The 18,638-nt window shown below is 48.8% G+C and carries 14 protein-coding genes and 1 pseudogene; 13 read left to right on the forward strand and 2 right to left on the reverse strand.

The features are described from left to right. Positions 1-160 precede the first annotated feature (160 nt). The 9 genes from J4G07_07040 to J4G07_07080 all read left to right on the forward strand — a co-directional run bounded on the left by J4G07_07040 (position 161) and on the right by J4G07_07080 (position 12,270). Positions 161-1,216 (forward strand): HEAT repeat domain-containing protein, encoded by a 1,056-nt coding sequence (locus J4G07_07040; GenBank protein MCE2413744.1) that lies wholly within the window; start codon positions 161-163, stop codon positions 1,214-1,216. Between the two features lie 21 nt (positions 1,217-1,237). Next, on the forward strand, positions 1,238-2,266 hold the full coding sequence (locus J4G07_07045) for a potassium channel protein (protein MCE2413745.1): 1,029 nt from the start codon (positions 1,238-1,240) through the stop codon (positions 2,264-2,266). A gap of 177 nt (positions 2,267-2,443) precedes the next feature. Continuing rightward, positions 2,444-4,555 (forward strand): lamin tail domain-containing protein, encoded by a 2,112-nt coding sequence (locus tag J4G07_07050; protein MCE2413746.1) that lies wholly within the window; start codon positions 2,444-2,446, stop codon positions 4,553-4,555. A 770-nt stretch (positions 4,556-5,325) separates the two neighbouring features. Continuing rightward, positions 5,326-6,864 (forward strand): YifB family Mg chelatase-like AAA ATPase, encoded by a 1,539-nt coding sequence (locus J4G07_07055; protein MCE2413747.1) that lies wholly within the window; start codon positions 5,326-5,328, stop codon positions 6,862-6,864. Between the two features lie 19 nt (positions 6,865-6,883). Beyond that, complete coding sequence (locus J4G07_07060) at positions 6,884-8,236, forward strand: sulfatase-like hydrolase/transferase (protein MCE2413748.1); 1,353 nt, start codon at positions 6,884-6,886, stop codon at positions 8,234-8,236. Between the two features lies 1 nt (position 8,237). Then, positions 8,238-8,981, forward strand: coding sequence for a class I SAM-dependent methyltransferase (locus J4G07_07065; protein MCE2413749.1), 744 nt, complete (start codon positions 8,238-8,240; stop codon positions 8,979-8,981). Positions 8,982-9,087: 106 nt separating this feature from the next. Beyond that, positions 9,088-9,978 (forward strand): metallophosphoesterase, encoded by an 891-nt coding sequence (locus J4G07_07070; GenBank protein MCE2413750.1) that lies wholly within the window; start codon positions 9,088-9,090, stop codon positions 9,976-9,978. After that, the gene (locus J4G07_07075) at positions 9,971-10,945 is read left to right on the forward strand and encodes an ATP-binding cassette domain-containing protein (GenBank protein MCE2413751.1); all 975 of its coding nucleotides are present in this window, start codon (positions 9,971-9,973) and stop codon (positions 10,943-10,945) included. The genes J4G07_07070 and J4G07_07075 overlap by 8 nt, the downstream gene beginning before the upstream one ends. 53 nt (positions 10,946-10,998) lie before the next feature. Beyond that, entirely contained in the window at positions 10,999-12,270 is a 1,272-nt protein-coding gene (locus J4G07_07080; GenBank protein ID MCE2413752.1) for a cytochrome-c peroxidase, read from the forward strand. Here the strand turns inward: J4G07_07080 and J4G07_07085 are convergent. Together J4G07_07085 and J4G07_07090 are read right to left on the reverse strand one after the other, a co-directional pair. After that, entirely contained in the window at positions 12,267-12,665 is a 399-nt protein-coding gene (locus J4G07_07085; GenBank protein MCE2413753.1) for a HEPN domain-containing protein, read from the reverse strand. The two genes, J4G07_07080 and J4G07_07085, sit on opposite strands and share 4 nt — an antisense overlap. A gap of 36 nt (positions 12,666-12,701) precedes the next feature. Next, positions 12,702-13,019 (reverse strand): annotated as a pseudogene (locus J4G07_07090) (nucleotidyltransferase domain-containing protein). A 210-nt stretch (positions 13,020-13,229) separates the two neighbouring features. Between J4G07_07090 and J4G07_07095 the strand changes: the two are divergent. The 4 genes from J4G07_07095 to J4G07_07110 form a co-directional block, all read left to right on the forward strand. After that, complete coding sequence (locus J4G07_07095) at positions 13,230-14,159, forward strand: fumarylacetoacetate hydrolase family protein (GenBank protein MCE2413754.1); 930 nt, start codon at positions 13,230-13,232, stop codon at positions 14,157-14,159. Between the two features lie 4 nt (positions 14,160-14,163). Continuing rightward, positions 14,164-14,913, forward strand: coding sequence for a glucose 1-dehydrogenase (locus J4G07_07100; protein MCE2413755.1), 750 nt, complete (start codon positions 14,164-14,166; stop codon positions 14,911-14,913). A 119-nt stretch (positions 14,914-15,032) separates the two neighbouring features. After that, complete coding sequence (locus J4G07_07105; protein ID MCE2413756.1) at positions 15,033-15,722, forward strand: hypothetical protein; 690 nt, start codon at positions 15,033-15,035, stop codon at positions 15,720-15,722. Positions 15,723-16,046: 324 nt separating this feature from the next. Further along, on the forward strand, positions 16,047-18,638 hold a 2,592-nt coding region (locus J4G07_07110), incomplete at its 3' end, for a tetratricopeptide repeat protein (protein ID MCE2413757.1).

Below are 18,638 nucleotides of genomic sequence, written 5' to 3' on the forward strand. Positions count from 1 at the left end.
GGTTGAAGGGATTTTCCCTGTAGGGGCAGTCCCTTGTGGCTGCCCACATCCATCATTTTAGGAGTGACACAGCACTAGACCAACCTCAACACTGTCGATTTTTATGAAGTGTCTGCCGTAAATTAGATTAACTCCGTTAAACGCTTAAGGAGAACCATCTATGAAATTCTACCACGGCACAACGTTAAGCAGTGCAAGAGGAATCATTGAAAACGGCTTCCGTCCACGTGGCGGAGCTGTCTGGTTCACAAACCAGAAGGGTTATGCGAAAAACCGCGCAGAACATAAGGCACGACGGAAAAATGGTCGTCCAGTCGTAATCACAACCGAATTGGATGTCGAAAAATTTCGCACGCATCTCAGTCCGGGCAAAGTTCAAGTCCGAGGCGGCATTATAGCAGTTAACGAACATCTGTCTATTCAACTGCTACAATCTAACCTCTTTGAGTTGCTTGCCTGTCCGGTAGCACTCGCGCAATGGGTCAACCGTCAATTGGGGTTTTACTCCCACAACGGCGTGAGTCAAAACCATTGGGGAGTCGTGCGGTTGGCACACTGGATGAATAACCGAATGCAAGCCGGAACCGGAAATCGTATCGACCGGCAAGAATTCTTCACGAAAGGTAAACAATGGTTACCCGCGTTCTTTGAGAGGATTCCGTTTAGTCCCGAAGTACTACCCATTCAGCATCTTCAGAATGACACTATTGCAGTGAATGTGCTGTACCCAGATACGCAGGAAAAACCGGGTCAGCTGGTGAAAGTTGATACACACTACACCAAAGCAATATCCGACATTTCTGATCAGAATCCGAAACGCCGGATACGTGGACTTCAATTCCTTGAAAAAATCGGAACTGAGGACTTATTCGATTGGTGTGTATTGCATCTTGAAGACGAATCGGTGGATGTGGTATGCAACGCTTTGCGAATTATGCAACGCTGTGATGACGGCTACATTGCTCCTATTCTGACACATGCTGAATCTAAGGATAAACGCATTCGTGCAAGTGCACTCGCAGCACTGGCAAAGCACACTCCGGATGATGCCGAACGTTGGTTTGAACGTGGACTTAAAGATCCAGAGGCGTGCGTCCGTATGGAGGTCGCAAGACTTTTATCAATACTCGATAGAACCGAACACCGAGACCTCTTCGACATCGCACGGCACGATCCGAACCCCGCTGTCAAACGCAGTGCTAAAAAGCAACATTAGAATCAACATGAAAAGAAGGCAATGAATTATCAACGCAAGATCCTCTTTGCCATGGCATTGCTCATCGGCTTGCTCGGGACGGGGACGGTCGGCTATCTATTTCTCGAAAGGGATAATCCCGAAGGAGAATGGCAGTTTCTTGATGCAATCTACATGACTGTCATCACCCTAACAACCGTTGGTTATAGCAATATGGGAATGAGTGATGCTGGACGAATTTTCACCCTGTTTTTACTCATTGGTGGGTTCGGCGTGTTCACCTACAGTGTCACGGTCGCTACCGCCTTCCTGATTGAAGGACAACTTCAAAGTTTTTTCCGATTACAAAAAATGGTTCGAACTGTCGATAAACTATCAAATCACTATATTGTCTGTGGACTCGGTGATACCGGCGTACATGTACTTGATGAGATGCTAAAGGCAGAAGTAAATTTCGTTGGTATCGAATTCGAGGAAGAACGACTCATCCATCTCTCTGATACACGAAACTTTCTATACCTCCACGGCGACGCAACCGATGACGAATTACTGATACGGGCGGGGATCGAACGTGCCAAAGGGCTTGTTACCTGTCTCAGCCGCGACCAAGATAACGTGTTTGTTGTGATTTCCGCAAGAAAACTGAACCCACGTTTAAGGATAGCCTCTAAAGCCGTTGAAGACAATTCCCCCGGAAAACTCATTACTGCGGGAGCAGATGAGGTCGTCCTACCGGATCACATCGGCGGACTCCGACTCGCCTCCGGCATCCTCCAACCCCAACTCGTAGGGTTTTTGGAAAATATCACTCAAAATCAAGACGGTGCTCAGTTCACTGAATCCATTATTCGAGAAGGCTCCCCACTGGACGGGATATCCCTCAAAGCCGCCAGTATTAAAGAACAAACCGGCTTAGTTGTCGTCGCAATCCATGATAACGACGGGACGTTCCTTTATAACCCTCCTGAAGATATGAAAATTGCTGCTGGTGATGCCTTGTTAGTCATAGCCAATCAGAAACAACTACACACATTACACAAACTGACCGGAGATTCAAGTGAGAGAAAATAGGTCATTTTGTCCCGGATAAGAACGAATACCGAATCGTAACAGTCCTTCGCGAGATTGCGAAATATCGCAGCCATTCCCCACACAACAGCATATCGCGTCTCGTCTCATCTGTTCTGAGATGAGAACCTAACATAATGACCCCTTTTTAATTTAAAAGATGTAAGGAGGAAATATTCAATGGTGTTAAATAAAACAACATTTTGCTTAGCGAGTTTGGTTGTGATTTTGGCATTCTGTTGCATCCCATCTTCCGCAATGGCTGCAGAATTCAGCACTACCACGGATCGAAGTTCTGCGGATGGTATTCAAGTTGAAGATCGGAGTAAACTGACTACCAAGATCGGTAAAGAGTCTGCAGAGGCGAAAGTCACTGGTCACGCCGTTGAGTTTCCGACAGAGAAGCGGATCTCGAAAGATGGCTACCTCGTTATCGCCACAAACATCGCTGGCTCCTGCATCGCTAAGCCACCCGGCTCCGATAAAGATGAACCCAAGGCAAATGAGCGGACTCCTGCTCAGTTGTTGTATAACGTCATTGAAGTAGCACTGCCGAACTTGGAAACCTTCCTCTCTAACGGTGGCACGATTGATGTCGTGGGTCCTGAAAAAGTGGTCATCAGCGAAATCATGTGGGGTTCGGATGCGAGTCTGAAACCCAATAACAACAGCCAGTGGATTGAGTTGAAGAACAAGTCTGGCAAAAGTTTGTTGACGGGTGATGGCGACTACAAGTTGATATTCTACGGACCGAATGAGACCCCAATAGCGAAATCTGCAGGAGTTATGGATCGTGTTGGCACCATCGATGGGAAGGGTGTGTATTGGTCGATCATCGGTAAAGGTCAGAGTGGTCGGACGGGTGTAGATGAACAACCAAGCACATTAGCGGCACTCGTTCCAACACAGGCGATCATCTCGATGTATCGTGTTGCGGATGCGAAAGGCTTGCCGATGGACGGTCAGATGGCGAGTTCTTGGATGCAGTCCACACCGCCAGCCGTCAACTTTGATGTCAATAAAGTTGGTGTCCGAATCGGTAGTCCCGGTGCCGCACGGATTATTACGGCAGCAGAAGCCGCTGCAACAGTCGCTGCTGAAAAGGCAAAAGCTGAAGCCGCAGCGAAAGCCGCTGATACGTCTGTCTCAATACCGAAGGTCGGTCAAATCTACATCAGCGAGATTATGGTCGCTGGTGGTGGCACGCTGCCACAGTGGATTGAAATCTCCAACGGTTCTCGGACAGAGCAGGTCAACCTGAGTGGTTGGACGATTACTGTTGATAACGCCGCATCGGATGCCGATGTTTCTGTCGGTGCGTCTATCGAGTTCACGATCCCAGAGGGAACCCGAATCGATCCGAGTGGTCAGAACGATACACCCTCAACAGTTCTTGTTGTCACCGAAGCAGGTCGTAATAACCTCGACGGTAAGATAGCATCGGGGCAAGTGCTGAATCTTTGGGCAGCGAATCAGGCGGAACTGATTTTGGCAGGTGTGACGAAACGTCGTTATTCGTTGTTGAGTGATATGGCGTTCCAAATCACACTGGCACCGCCAGAACCGAAAAAGGCTACACCACGAACAGATGAAACAGATGATGCGAAGGCAAAGCGTCTGGTTGCTGAGAGGGTAGCTGCGAACGCACATGCAGATGCCACGGATGCGGTGGGGAACCTCGGAGCGGATGGTGCCGCTGCTTGGGCATTGCCAATGATCGAGGCAGGCGGACGGAGTTCGATTCTCCGTAGACACGTTCCTGTTTCTTTCGGTCCTGCTAAGCCAAAAGATGGTACGATGATGGATTCCTGGATGCTCGCATCCGAGACGGATTTCGGACAAATAACACATATCAAGGCACAAAGCTACTATGGTGCTATAAACGATATTGGTACCCCTGGCTTCCGTGCGGGTGGCGCGTTGCCTGTTGAACTTTCACACTTCCGTCCTGAACGCCAGAAAGACACTGGTCAAGTGGTGATTACATGGTCGACACAGTCCGAGCTGAACAACGCTGGATTCTTCATCAAGAGGAGTCAGCAGCGTGACGGCGAGTTCAAGGTCATCAATGCAACGATGATCGCTGGTGCGGGCACAACGAGTGAGAAACAGTTCTATACCTACACGGATACAACTGCGCAACCGAATGTCGTCTATTACTACCAGATAGAAGATACTTCTCTTGATGGGAATCGTCAGACCTTGACGCGTGGCCTCCACCTGAAAGGGCATGTCAGTGCTGCGGGTAAAGCGACGACGACGTGGGGCGATTTGAAGACATCAAATCAATAAGTAGTAGCAACAACAAGGTTATTTCACGGATATTTCTAACTAACCTACCCAAAACAATAGGGCGATGGACTTCGGTTCATTGCCCTATTGTTTTTTTATCGTTGTCAGCGGTCAGCGGTCAGTTTCCATCAGCAAGAGGGTGGAACTTCACCAGGACCCCAGGCCCGGTAGGTGCGGAATGTAATACAAGGAACGGATTTAGTCTATCCCCAGTCTAAATCCCCCAACCGCGCCATAGGTGTCAATTTAGGGTTTCCAAGGTCCCGTAGGTTGGGTAGAGCGGAACCGAAAAGCGGGTGTGGCGCTCCAAATACGCGTCAAATACACCCTGTCGTCATCTCCACTCAACACCACAGTGAAACCCAACTTCATCGTGCCAGAATCCGGGACATTTCGCAACAAAACGTTGGGTTTCACTCGGTCTTTGCGTACATACGATGGTATATGGCACTTGAAGTAACTTTGGGTTGTCAAGATTCCGCTCCTCAACGCCGTTCAACCCAACCTACGGGCAGCACGTTCTTAAATTGACGGCTATGGAGTGGCATGTGTATAGGAACGTGTAGAATTTCGCTTGACTTATAGAGGAGAAAGGGATAAAATCAATAGAATACAACAGTGGAAAAGCGTTGACCTGTTATCCTCCGCCATGATATAATAGTGTTAGACTTTACTGGATGCGGTTGAATCTCGCCGCTGTAAAACACACGTACAAAACATAATATCGCAAAAGATTATTAAATTATTGCAAATCGGAAGGAAATATACGTATGCTCGCAACTGTCCTCAGCAGTGCAATGCTGGGAATTGATGCTTATATCGTGAAAGTTGAAGTAGATGTTGCCGGTGGAATGCCGTCTTTCAGCACTGTTGGCTTACCGGACAACGCCATCAAAGAGAGTCGGGATCGGGTTACCGCCGCTATTAAGAACTCCGGCTTCTACTTCCCGCCTACCCGAATCACGGCAAATTTAGCACCTGCGGATATCCGAAAAGCGGGATCGGCGTTTGATCTTCCCATTGCAATCGGTGTCATGGCAGCTACCAATCAAGTAAATCTCGCCAGACTTGAAAGCGCAGTAATTTTGGGCGAACTGGCACTTGACGGAAGCATTCGTGGTATACAAGGTGGACTCCCTATCGCCATTTCCGCAAAAGAGAACGGCATCCGAGATATCATCTTGCCTGCTGAAAATGCAAAAGAGGCAGCGATCGTGGAAGGTGTGAACGTCTATCCGGTCACAAACTTAGCAGAGACTGCTGCATTCCTCAATTCGGATAAAGAGATCGTGCCAGAACCGCACTCCCTCAGCATTAACGGACACAACGCGCATTCTGAAGCGCATCTTGACCTACTCGACGTGAAAGGACAGGAACACGTTAAGCGCGCCATCGAAGTCGCTGCCGCAGGTGGGCATAACCTCATCATGATTGGCCCGCCCGGTTCTGGAAAGACAATGATCGCGAAGCGTATTCCGTCGATTCTGCCGAAACTATCTATGGACGAATCCTTAGAAACGACGAAAATCCAAAGTATCATTGGTATCCTGCCGAGTGATACACCCTTGGTGGTGACACGCCCGTACCGTTCACCACATCATACAATTTCAGACGCAGGTTTAATCGGCGGAGGAAAAATACCGCGTCCTGGTGAGGTGAGTCTCGCGCACAACGGTGTGCTTTTTTTAGATGAACTCCCCGAATTCCGACGAAACGTTCTTGAGGTCATGCGGCAACCGCTTGAAGATCGGCAAGTGACCATTTCCCGGGCATCCGCATCTCTCACGTATCCAGCAAACTTTATGCTCATCGCTGCTATGAATCCTTGCCCCTGTGGGTTTTTCAGCGATCCTACTCGAGATTGTAAGTGCTCACCCAACCAGATTCAAAACTACGTCTCCCGTATCTCTGGACCGCTCTTAGATAGAATCGACATCCAAGTTGAAGTGCCAGCGGTGAAATATAGCGAACTTGCTAACGAAACGACCGGTGAACCCTCGGCGCACGTCCAAGAACGTGTTGAAAAGGCACGTCAAGCCCAACAGCAACGCTTTGCAGACACGGTAATACACGCCAATGCCAACATGGAATCTAAGCAAATACGAGAATATTGCAAAATTGATTCCCAAGCACAAGATCTCCTCCGGATCGCGATTAACCAATTAGGACTCAGCGCACGTGCCTACGACCGGATTTTGAAGGTAGCACGCACCATCGCTGACTTAGACGGAAACCCGCATATAGAGGCAATCCATGTCTCTGAAGCCATACAATATCGGAGTCTCGACCGAAGTTTCTGGAAAAAATAAGTCTACGGAGAAGAGGGAAATGCAACCTAATTTTATTATCTTCCTAACCGATGACCAAGGATATGGTGATCTGTCCTGTATGGGCGCAACCGATTTCAAGACGCCACATCTTGACAGAATGGCGACAGAGGGTGCACGCTTCACGGATTGGTACTCAAATTCACCTGTCTGTTCGCCTTCGCGCGCAGCATTACTGACAGGACGGTACCCGTGCCACGCAGGGGTCCGTTCCATTTTATCAGGACATCGCACCGCTACAGGGTTACCGCCTTCCGTGCCTTCGCTCGCAACAGCACTGAAGGAACGAGGCTATTACACGGCGATGTCTGGAAAATGGCATCTCGGACTCGCAGAAGGTTCGCGTCCCGAACATCACGGATTCGACGATTGGTTCGGATTCATGGCAGGCTGCATCGATTTCTTCTCACACATCTTCTATTGGGGCTTAGGACAGCCCGGTATCGACCAGACACATGATCTCTGGGAAAACGGCGAAGAAATCTACCGAAATGGTGAATATTTCACAGAACTCATCACCGAATACGCCATCAGATATATCCGAAAGTCTGTTGAACTCGGCAAACCCTTTTTCCTTTACGTGCCTTACAACGCACCACACTACCCGATGCACGCACCGCAAAAATATGTAGATCGGTTCCCAAATTTACCTTGGGACAGACAGATTATGGCGGCAATGCTCAGTGCCGTTGACGACAGCGTTGGCGAAATTTTTGCCGAACTTGAGAGACTCGGACTCGCAGAAAACACCTTCTCCTACTTCCAAAGCGACAACGGTCCCTCGCGCGAAACCCGAAATTGGTTAGATGGCACACAGGATCCGTATTATGGCGGCACTGCCGGTAAACTGAAAGGACATAAATTTAGCCTCTATGAAGGGGGTATCCGTTCACCCGGAATCATGAACTGGCCCCAGCGAATCCGAGCAGGACAGGTCATCAATGAGGTCGGCGCAGCAATGGATGTGTTCCCGACCTTCCTCGCAGCAGCAGATGGAGATCCATCTGAATATGAACTTGACGGACACAATGTCCTGCCTCTGGTGACAAACGGCGAACCCACACCACATCGCGAAATCTATTGGGAGATGGGTAAGCAAACCGCCGTGCGTCGTGGTAATTGGAAATTGGTAATCAACGGTCAATTGGTAGAGGGAGCATCCCCAGAAGACGATGTGCATCTCGCAAACCTCGATACCGACATGGGTGAAACGAAAAACTTGAAAGATGAACACCCAGAACTCACCACTGAATTGACGGCAGCAGCCCAAACGTGGCGCGAAGGCATTGAAACGCATTGGGAAACCGAATGGGTCAATCCGAACGGGACAACTGGATATGTTAAGGAGCGGTAACGTGCTAACCGACATACATGATGCCTATGGGCACCTGCTTTTAGATTATCACAACGGTCAAAAAAACGTCGAAATTGTGGAGAGAGAAGATGGATTCATTGATGTAAGTCAGCTGGGACCTCTTAACTATTTCGCTGAATATGATGACTGGGCAGAACACCAAAGGCTTGCAATAGAGCACGCTACAGGACGGGTCTTGGATATCGGTTGTGGCGCGGGGCGGCATTCCCTCTACCTTCAAGAACAGGGACATGATGTCTTAGGAACAGACATCTCGCCGTTAGCCATCAAGACCTGTCGAAGCCGTGGGGTTAAAAAAACCCTTGTCACGCCTGTCACGCAATTGAGCTCCAAAATTGGCATCTTTGATACGATACTCATGATGGGACACAATTTTGGACTCGTCGGAAACTACAAAAGAGCGAAGTGGCTCTTGAGACGTTTCGCTGCGATGACAACAGATACCGCAAAAATTATCGCTGAGACGCTGGATCCTTACGAAACGGCAAATCCAATTCACCTTGCCTATCATCAATCGAATCAAGATAGAGGACGGATGAGCGGTCAGTTGAAACTACGAATCCGATATAAACAATACACGACCCCCTGGTTCGATTACTTATTTGTTTCAAAATCGGAGATCGAAGATATCCTTGACGGAACAGCGTGGCGGGTCGAACGCTACATTGACGCAACCAATACACCGACTTATGTCGCGATTTTATCCAAAAGTATGCATTCTTGATTTTAATAGTGTCGGTAGGCGCGTCGCTGGTGAGGCGAGAAATCTCGTCCGTCAAGAACATCTGTGTTAATGAGATTGGAAGCCTCACCGAAAGACGAAATATGTCATGATACTTTTTAAATTTGCCTTTATTACGGACACACATCTATATTTAAACGCGCCAAGAAATTTCGCAAGCGGACTCCAGCAACAAAAAAATAGTTTTGCGCTCTATGAAAAATTAATTGAGCAACTGAACGCTTTTGAGCCTACCTTTGTCATTCATGGTGGGGATGTTGTGTGTGGTGGTCAAAGTTTCGGGATGTCCGCAGCGGAATTTGAAGTCACACTTGATGGTGCGCAACAACTCGGGCAACGCATAAATGCGCCCTGCTATTACATCCCCGGCAACCACGATTTGCATCCCGATACCGGTTCCAAAGACGATTACTTGACACGCTTCAGCACCAACGGCATGGGATCCGTCAGTTTTGTGCGCGAAAATATCCGATTTATCCTCCTCGATTCACAGGAGGTGCCCGAAGATCTCACACACGGGTACATCAGCACGAACCAACTGGCGTGGGCAGAGCGCGAATTGAAAAGGGCGCGTGATTACAACCAAGAGGTTCTCATCTTTTCACATCAACTCCCGTTTCCAAACGTCGAATTTCAAGGGGTTGGTTCAAGAGTTGCCAACTCCGCAGAGGTCCTCGAAATTACCGCCCCGTTTGACAGACAAATTTTGGCATTTTTCTGTGGACATCTGCATCTCAATCGCGTCTTCAGAGAACAAGGTATGTTGTGTATCGTCTCCTCTGGTATTATCTGTTATCCGATGATGTGGCGACAGGTCCTCGTATATCCCGATAGAGTTGACGTAAAGACCGTGCCAGTCGATTTACCGGATGTCCTCGCTGAATCAGAAGCCGTCAATCCAGATAACAACCTTTATCTACTGGGTAGAGACCGGGATCTAAGCTTCAGTATCCCTCGGAACTCACAAACTCATGATTGAAGTCCAAAATATCACCAAAAACTACGGTCCCTTCCAAGCACTCAAGGACATCTCTTTCCAAGTAGACAAGGGACAAATTGTCGGCTTCCTCGGTCCAAATGGCGCAGGAAAAACAACGACAATGCGAATCCTCACCTGTTTTATGCCGGCGAGCAGCGGACGCGTCACCGTCGCAGGATATGATGTTTTCAAAGAATCACGAGAGGTTCGCAAACGCATCGGTTACCTCCCCGAAAACGTTCCACTCTACCCAGAAATGACGGTGACGAAGTACTTGACATACATGGCAAAGATCCGTAGTGTCCCACGTAGCAACATCAAAGGGCAACTGGATACTGCCATTGAGGCATGTGGTCTCACCGAACGCCGACACCAGATTATCGGGCAACTCTCTCGTGGTTTCCGACAACGCGTCGGCTTAGCACAAGCACTCATTCACGAACCAGATGTTTTAATTCTCGATGAACCCACCTCCGGCTTAGATCCGCGGCAGATTGTCGAAATTCGAGAATTAATCAAAGCACTCGGCAAAGAACGCACTATCCTGTTCAGCACCCATATCTTACCCGAAGCCAGTCTTACATGCGAACGGTTGATTATCATCAGCCGCGGTAAAATTACGGGGGATGTCCTATTGAAAGATGGGCGCGCTGTCCCCAGACAGAATGACGAATCTACCAACAGTCAAGAGAATTTGCAAGCTGCACCTTCCATTCTTTCACTTGAGATAGCAGGCACACCAGCAGATGATGCATCAATCGCACTTCACGACATACCCAACGTGATTCAAGTTGAGCAGATCGATACCGATACGGATGACACAGTGACGTTCCACCTTTACTATACACTGGCGACCGACATCCGTTCAGAAGTGGCAGCAACCATCGTCAAACGCGGGTGGCAACTCCTTGAAATGCACACGACTGAAATGTCTCTTGAGGCACTGTTCCTGTCCTTGACGGTATAGCGCATACTATCTGCTACAATACTGGTTCATCTCGTTTCTTGGAAACGTCAATCATGCGTCTCATAACCATCTGGATTATAGGCAACATCGGGCTACTTCTCTTCGGGTGCGGTGAGGAAAGTATTGAGGAGATACAATCCGAATCTGAGTCAGAATACCTCACGGAGACGCTCAATCTCTTTACCGAAAACGAATGGACAGTGATTGAAAGTTTATCGCCTCTACCTGACAAACCCCCACCAAGTCCTACAAATCGTTTCGCCGATAACCCAGATGCAGCACAGTTAGGTCAGATGTTTTTCTTTGATGAACGATTCTCAAAGGAAGGCACGATTTCCTGTGCAACATGCCACTCACCCTTCCATGGCTTCGCCGATGTTGAAGCCACTTCATTGGGCAATAGACGCGGCACAAGGAATGCACCAACTGTCCTCAACGCAGCCTATAACACATGGCAATTTTGGGACGGACGTGCTGAGACGCTCTGGGCACAAGCACTATTCGCGCTTGAAGGGGAGGAAGAACAAGCAGGCACACGACTCCAGTACGCACACCTCATTAAACGGCATTACGAAGCAGAATATGAAGCCATCTTCGGGGCACTTCCTGAACTCAAAGATGTTACACGTTTTCCGCCGAATGGCAAACCCGGCGATGCAGCGTTCGATAATATGCCTGAAGCAGATCGGATTGCTGTGAATACCGTCTTTGCCAACACTGGTAAGGCAATTGAAGCCTACGAACGCCTTTTGATTCGTCGGAACGCACCATTTGATCGGTATGTGGCAGGCGATGAAGACGCTATCACACTTGAAGCGAAACGCGGGTTAAAGATATTCATCGGAAAAGGGGTCTGTGTCCTCTGCCACGGCACACCACACTTTAGAGACAACGATTTCCATAACCTCGGAATACCACAAGGACAGTTACCGGAAGATACCGGACGTTTCGATGGAATCGCGAAACTCCTCGCTGACCCGTTTAACAGTGCCAGTATCTATAGCGATTCAAGGGCGGATCCCGCACACATGCTGAATCTTCTGGAGCCGAGATTGGAACATCAAGGCGAATTCAAAACGCCAACGCTCCGTAACGTCGCACTCACGCCCCCCTACTTCCACACGGGCGAATTTCCAACGCTCGTCTCTGTGATTGAATTCAACGATGCAGGCGGCACAACAAACGAATTTGTAGGTAGGAGCGCAGCCCCAGTGGAACCCCTCCATCTCAATGAACAGGAAAAAAGAGACCTTGTCGAGTTTTTAGAGGCATTGACAGGGGAACCGCCACCAGCACATTTGCTAAGAAAGCCAAAACTTCCTTAACTATCTGGCACATCAAGTGGCAACCTCAAATGTTCTCGAACGGTTCGACGCACCTCAATGCAGATACGCATCGCGTGTGCCGTTTCGTCCGCGGTCGCGAATTTTCCAGGGTAACGGGGATCCACCGCATGTTCCGACAGCTTTGAAAAATCTTCCCGCCACACATCCCAAGCAGAAAGAACCGGGACAATCAGATTCAATAACTCTTGTAAATCGTGCGTCCTCGGAAACGGAATATCTGCTTCCTGAAGCCATGCTTTCAGATACTTTTCAATACATTGCTGGGCGTGGAAACAGATCGCATCGTTTACTGGATTCTGTCCTTGAAGCACTTGCTGCGCCACAGTATAATCGCCTTCAGCCTTCTGCACCCATTCCTCCGTCAATGGATTTATCACGTGTTTTTCCTTCTTTGGGGGTTTCAAAAAAAAATTAGCAGTCTCATAAAGCACCTCGCCTTTTTCAGTGATCTCTCGGAGGAACCAGTCGTTATAAGCGAGGCGATACGCAAGGTCTTCAGGCGAATGCGCGAGCACATGCAGGCGGAAAGGACGATCGAGACGCTCCCGAATTTCTATCTCTTGCTGGCGTGCTTCTGATTTCGCAATCGGCATCACCACCAACAGATCAACATCCGATCGCTCCGTAGGGGCACCGTAGGCATAAGAGCCGAACAGTATCACTTGTAACGGCGCGAATTCGCGCACGATGTCGTCACAGGTCGCTTGAATGTCTTCCCGGGTAACCATGTTCATTTCCTTTTCTGTTCGGCCTACCGACAACAGGAATCTACGGTCAATGCCAGTCAAATGTATACGGATAATTATGCCACATCTTCGTCACATAGACAAGGAAAATCCTCTCACAAAAAAATCTTGATTCCTAAATGCATCTATCGTATAATCTGTGCCACAGAACCATTTCAGTAGGGAGGCACAATCACTAAAAAAAGAATAATTATGAAACTTGTTACCTTTCAAACTAAATCGACACCTACTACCCCAAGACTCGGCACATGGATTGATGGCAATCAGATTGTTGACCTCACCGCAGTTGCCCCTGATATGTGCCAATTCTTTGAACAGAACTGCATCGCTGACGCGCAAGGTTACATTGAACGCACAGACCTATCCGATGTTGCTTTCCCTGTTGCTGACGTGCAGTTGCTTGCGCCGTTTACACGTCCCGCAAGCCTACGCGATTTCGGCGTATTCAAAACCCACATGGACGCTGCCGCGCAGATCACCGGCAAAGAAATTTCGCCTGAATGGTTCAAATTGCCCAACTACTACCGCGGCAGTACGAGCCCATTTTCCATCGCCGGACACGAAGCCGTTGTTACCTGGCCCAACTACACTCAAAAACTTGACTTTGAACTGGAATGGGGGGTCTATATCGGCAAAACCGGGAAAAACATCTCCGTAGCAGAAGCCTCCGAGTATATTGCTGGCTATACTATTTACAATGACATCAGTGCGCGGGATATTCAATTTCGACACATGACCATGGCACTCGGTCCCGCCAAAGGTAAGGATTTCGACAACAGCAACATTATGGGACCCTGCCTCGTTACGCCCGATGAAATCAGCGATCCATACAACCTCCGAATGATCGCCAGAATCAACGGCGAAGTCTGGACAGATGGCAATACTTCGGATATGTATTACTCGTTTGAAGAAATGATTTCGTTCGTTTCACAGTCAGAAACGCTCTATCCCGGTGAATTTTTAGGCTCTGGTACCGTCGGAAAAGGGTGTGGATGGGAACTCGACCGCTGGATTCAACCCGGTGATGTCATTGAACTTGAGGTTGAAAACATCGGTGTGCTCAGAAATAAAATCGGTGAACCCGAAGTGAACCCCGCCGAATGGACGGAAAAAGGGCTTTAAAAATATGCGACTCAAAGACAAGGTAGCCATCGTTACAGGTGCCGCATCCGGTATCGGAAAAGCCACGGCGATCCTTTTCGCCGAACACGGCGCGAAGATAGCCGTCGCCGACATCAATGACGACCGTGCAAACCAAACTGTTGCCGCTATCCAAGACGCAGGCAACGAAGCGATCTACGTCCAAACCGATGTGACAATTTCAGATAATACCGAAAGGATGGTGCAGGAAACCCTTAACACCTACGGAAAACTTGATATCTTGCTCAGCAGTGCTGGAATTGCAATGCGACTCCCTGTCGGCGATTTGCCAGAGGAAGACTGGCACCGTTGTTTAGATGTTAATCTCACTGGAGTCTATCTTTCTGCCAAGGCAGCGATCCCTGCTATGCTGGAAAATGGTGGCGGCTCTATTATCAATCTATCCTCTATCTACGGGCTTGTCGGTGCGGACGTTCGGGCAGCGTATGTCGCTTCCAAAGGCGGTGTGACGAACCTCACCCGCGGGATGGCACTCGACTACGCGGAGGACAACATTCGGGTCAACTGCATCTGTCCCGGCTTCGTTGAAACGCCGTTAGTTGCGGGTGTCATCAAAACGCCAGAGGAATACAAAACGCTGGCGGACAAACATCCGATGCGTCGGCTCGCACAGCCCGAAGAGATCGCCTACGGCGCGCTATACCTCGCCTCCGACGAGTCTGCGTTCGTTACAGGTATCGCTTTACCGATTGATGGCGGGTACACTGCTGGATAAAATCCCGCACGGTACAATCCAACCGAAAATTGAACGCTCTATAATCGGTATCCTCCGACTCAATCTGACGTTAACATTAGATACGACACACCAATCCACCATAACAGGAGCTTTACACCATGTTTAACTCAAAGTTATTCTGGGGTGGTATATTGCTCTGTGTAGCGGTGTTCGTCGGTATTCTGCTTTATAGAACAAACCAGCCACCTCAGGAACCGATAAAAATTTACAAAATCGTCGTGCCAGAGCGGCGCGCCACAGCTCAGTCCGCAGATACGCAAAAGGAACAAACCAACAAAGATTCCACTAAAACAGAGGAAAACCCTATATCAGTTGATGCAGATGTGTCTATAGATTCTGAAAATCTTACACTGCAAGATACACAACTTTCTGAAGTAGAAGATCAGACTCAAAGAAGGATTCCGTCGGCTGGTCCTCAAACAGAAAGTATCTCTGAGTCTAAAGAAGAACGGTATTATGGGTTAACACCCGCAGAAATTGAAGAAAGCATTCCGGTGCTTGAGAAGGAAATTCGCACAAACCTCACGAAAGCCGTAGAACTCTATACGGAACTGAGAAGTACGGATGGAATGACTGAAAAGTCGCCTGAGCTCATTGCATGGCGTGATGAGACGTGGCAAGAGGTAAAGCGGCTTTTCCAAGAAGTATCTCGTCAGAAAATTCCACGCTATGTCTCATATTTGAAGGCGATAGGTGTAGAAGAAGACGCACTACTCCCGGGCGGATGGATCTTTGAACTAACAGAACCGCTACCGATGCGTGTTACCGCCAGTGGAACGTCTCAATAAACCGCTTAAAGAGATTAGGAGAAAACCGATGTTCCTTTTAAATATAAAGCGGATTCGTTTTCTACTTTTCTGCTTTGCCTTCTTCACGTGCCTCACTACCGTTTTTTCACAAGACACACAACTGCCAACTGAACCACAATATACCGCCAGAGACATTCACCGTTGATCTTCCTGATGGTGCGATGGTTGGGGTAAACCGTAAAATATGGTCCAAAACGGAGTTCCTCAAAAGTTACGGGGCTCTACTCTCACAATCTACAGGCCTCATCAGAAACCAATAATCTTTTTAACTGAGCAATAACAGCGGCGCACCCTATTAAAAAAATGCGAAAATTTTCCCTGATCACTTTCCTCATTCTCCTCATAAACAGCGCGTACCTGTTCAGCTTCGGTGAACCTACGCTCTTTTACATCCTCAATGTCCTGTTCCACGTTGGACTCGGTGCCGTTTTAATAATTCCATTCAGTATCTACACCTACCAATATTTACGGCGTAGCTCACAAGCCCATATTCAGAAGAAGCAAATTTCAACACTCGGACAAGCAGGAAGTATTGGAATCATCGTTGGCATCATCAGTGGTGGCTATCTGATGATTGTCGGCGCGACAACTCCTTATCGGTGGCTACTTATCACACACATCGTCAGTGTAAGCGCGGGGAGTATCCTCCTCTGCATTCATCTATTAAGAGACAAAGAACTCCTCACGCCATTATTGAAAAAAATAAGCATCGGCGTGCTAACTGTTGTCGTCCTTTTCCCGATAGGCGCGAAACTCACACAACACTATTTACCAAATGAAACATATCTCGTTGAAAATCCAGCACTCCCGCCCACGAGTATGTATGAGGAAGGCGGTGGCACAACCGGACACTTCTTCCCTGCTTCCGTCGAAACAGAGACCGGCGCGCTGATTCCAACCGACTTCTTCCTCACATCGGAGACCTGCGCCACCAAGGGCTGTCACCCAGACATCTATCGGCAGTGGAACGAATCTGCTCACCATTTCTCCTCCTTCAATAACCAGTGGTATCGCAAATCAATTATCTATATGCAGGAAGTCAACGGTATCCAACCGTCCAAATGGTGTGGCGGATGCCACGACCCCGCAATCTTACTCAACGGTGTAATGGACAGACCTATTCGTGAAAACCTTCACACACCCGCCGCGCAAGCAGGACTCGCATGTACGGCGTGCCATTCCATTGAAAAGGTCAAAGATACGATGGGCAATAGCGGGTATGTGATTAAATACCCACCGCTTCATGACATTGCTGCCAGCGATAATCCTATTATCCGTAATTTGCACAACTATCTCATTCGACTCGATCCAGAACCCCATAAAAAAAGTTTTCTCAAACCGTTCCATCGGGAAAACACCGCCGAATTCTGTTCAACTTGTCACAAAGTGCATCTCGACGAACCCGTCAACAATTTTCGATGGATACGAGGCTTCAACGACTACGATCAGTGGCAGAAAAGTGGGGTCTCACATCAAGGCGCGTTGTCCTTCTACTATCCGGAAACGGCGAAGAAGTGTGTCGATTGTCACATGCCCCTCGTTGACTCTACAGATGCAGGGAATATCAACGGCAAGGTGCATAACCACCGATTCCCCGCCGCAAACACAGCACTGCCTTTTGTGAATCAACACCCAGAGCAACTCAAAATCGTAACAGATTTTTTGCAGGATGACGTAGTAACGTTAGATCTATTCGCAGACGGCACACCGATCCCACGTGATGGCATCGAAGTCGTCCGAGGTGAGAACACAAGGGTTGATGTCGTCGTCCGCACACGCGGTGTCGGGCACCGCTTTCCGGCTGGCACGATCGACGCATTCGACATCTGGCTGGAAGTGAAAGCTACCGATGAAAACGGCAAGATTGTCTTCTGGAACGGTAGAATCGCCGCTCCCGACGGAAACGGACCGGTTGATCCAAGCGCGCACTTTTATCGCGCCTATATGCTGGATGCACACGGAAACCTGATTAATAAACGAAACGCTTGGGCAACCCGAACCGTCCTCTATTCAAACACAATCCCGCCGGGTGCCGCCGATACTGCACGTTACCGACTCGAAATCCCACCCGATTGTGGGAATCTCCTCACAGTGGAAGCAAAACTCAACTATCGCAAGTTCAATTGGTGGCACACACAGTGGGCTTATGCTGGCGTGCGCGATCCAGAAGACACAGATTTTCAGGTAGATAAAGGCTATGACGACGGCAAGTGGGTCTGGACGGGTGATACCTCGGAGGTCGCAGGAAAAATTAAGGAGATCCCAAATCTACCCATTGTCGTAATGGCATCTGTTGAAGCAACCTTAAAAGTAGCAGGCACAGTCCCTGTGCCGTCAGCTGAAGTAGGAGATACAAGCCCTATGTCATCCCAACCTGAAAATGCCCGCGAACGATGGAACGACTACGGCATCGGGTTACTCCTACAAGGCGATCTGAAAGCCGCAGAAACCGCATTTTTCAAAGTAACCGAGATAGAGCCAGCATACCTCGATGGATGGGTAAACGTGGCAAGAGTTAGAATCCGAGAAGGAGATATGAAAGGTGCCGAAGCGATGCTTGAAAAGGCGTTTGAAATCCAGCAGACATTGCCACCCGAAAACCCACACCGTGCGAAGGTCCACTACTTTTATGCACTCATTCAGGAAACTTACGGCAATTACGACACAGCGATTGAGCATCTCCAGCTCGCCGCTGCACAGTTCCCGCGCGATACTCGTGTCCGAAATAAACTCGGACGTATGCACTTTCTGAAACGCAACTACGAAACCGCGCTATCTGAATTCCAAAAGACGCTCACCGTCGATCCAGAAGATCTGGACGCACATTACAATATGATGCGGTGTTACCGCGCCCTCAAGAACCCTTCGCTCGCCGCCAAATCGCAAAAACTCTAC

It is taken from the genome of Candidatus Poribacteria bacterium, from assembly GCA_021295715.1.
Taxonomy (GTDB): Bacteria; Poribacteria; WGA-4E; order WGA-4E; family WGA-3G; genus WGA-3G.

Excerpts from the sequence above, each read along its gene's own strand:
- J4G07_07040 (MCE2413744.1), top strand. The coding sequence starts at position 161 with ATGAAATTCTACCACGGCACAACGTTAAGCAGTGCAAGAGGAATCATT.
- J4G07_07045 (MCE2413745.1), top strand. The coding sequence starts at position 1,238 with ATGAATTATCAACGCAAGATCCTCTTTGCCATGGCATTGCTCATCGGC.
- J4G07_07050 (MCE2413746.1), top strand. The coding sequence starts at position 2,444 with ATGGTGTTAAATAAAACAACATTTTGCTTAGCGAGTTTGGTTGTGATT.
- J4G07_07055 (MCE2413747.1), top strand. The coding sequence starts at position 5,326 with ATGCTCGCAACTGTCCTCAGCAGTGCAATGCTGGGAATTGATGCTTAT.
- J4G07_07060 (MCE2413748.1), top strand. The coding sequence starts at position 6,884 with ATGCAACCTAATTTTATTATCTTCCTAACCGATGACCAAGGATATGGT.
- J4G07_07070 (MCE2413750.1), top strand. The coding sequence starts at position 9,088 with ATGATACTTTTTAAATTTGCCTTTATTACGGACACACATCTATATTTA.
- J4G07_07075 (MCE2413751.1), top strand. The coding sequence starts at position 9,971 with ATGATTGAAGTCCAAAATATCACCAAAAACTACGGTCCCTTCCAAGCA.
- J4G07_07080 (MCE2413752.1), top strand. The coding sequence starts at position 10,999 with ATGCGTCTCATAACCATCTGGATTATAGGCAACATCGGGCTACTTCTC.
- J4G07_07095 (MCE2413754.1), top strand. The coding sequence starts at position 13,230 with ATGAAACTTGTTACCTTTCAAACTAAATCGACACCTACTACCCCAAGA.
- J4G07_07100 (MCE2413755.1), top strand. The coding sequence starts at position 14,164 with ATGCGACTCAAAGACAAGGTAGCCATCGTTACAGGTGCCGCATCCGGT.
- J4G07_07105 (MCE2413756.1), top strand. The coding sequence starts at position 15,033 with ATGTTTAACTCAAAGTTATTCTGGGGTGGTATATTGCTCTGTGTAGCG.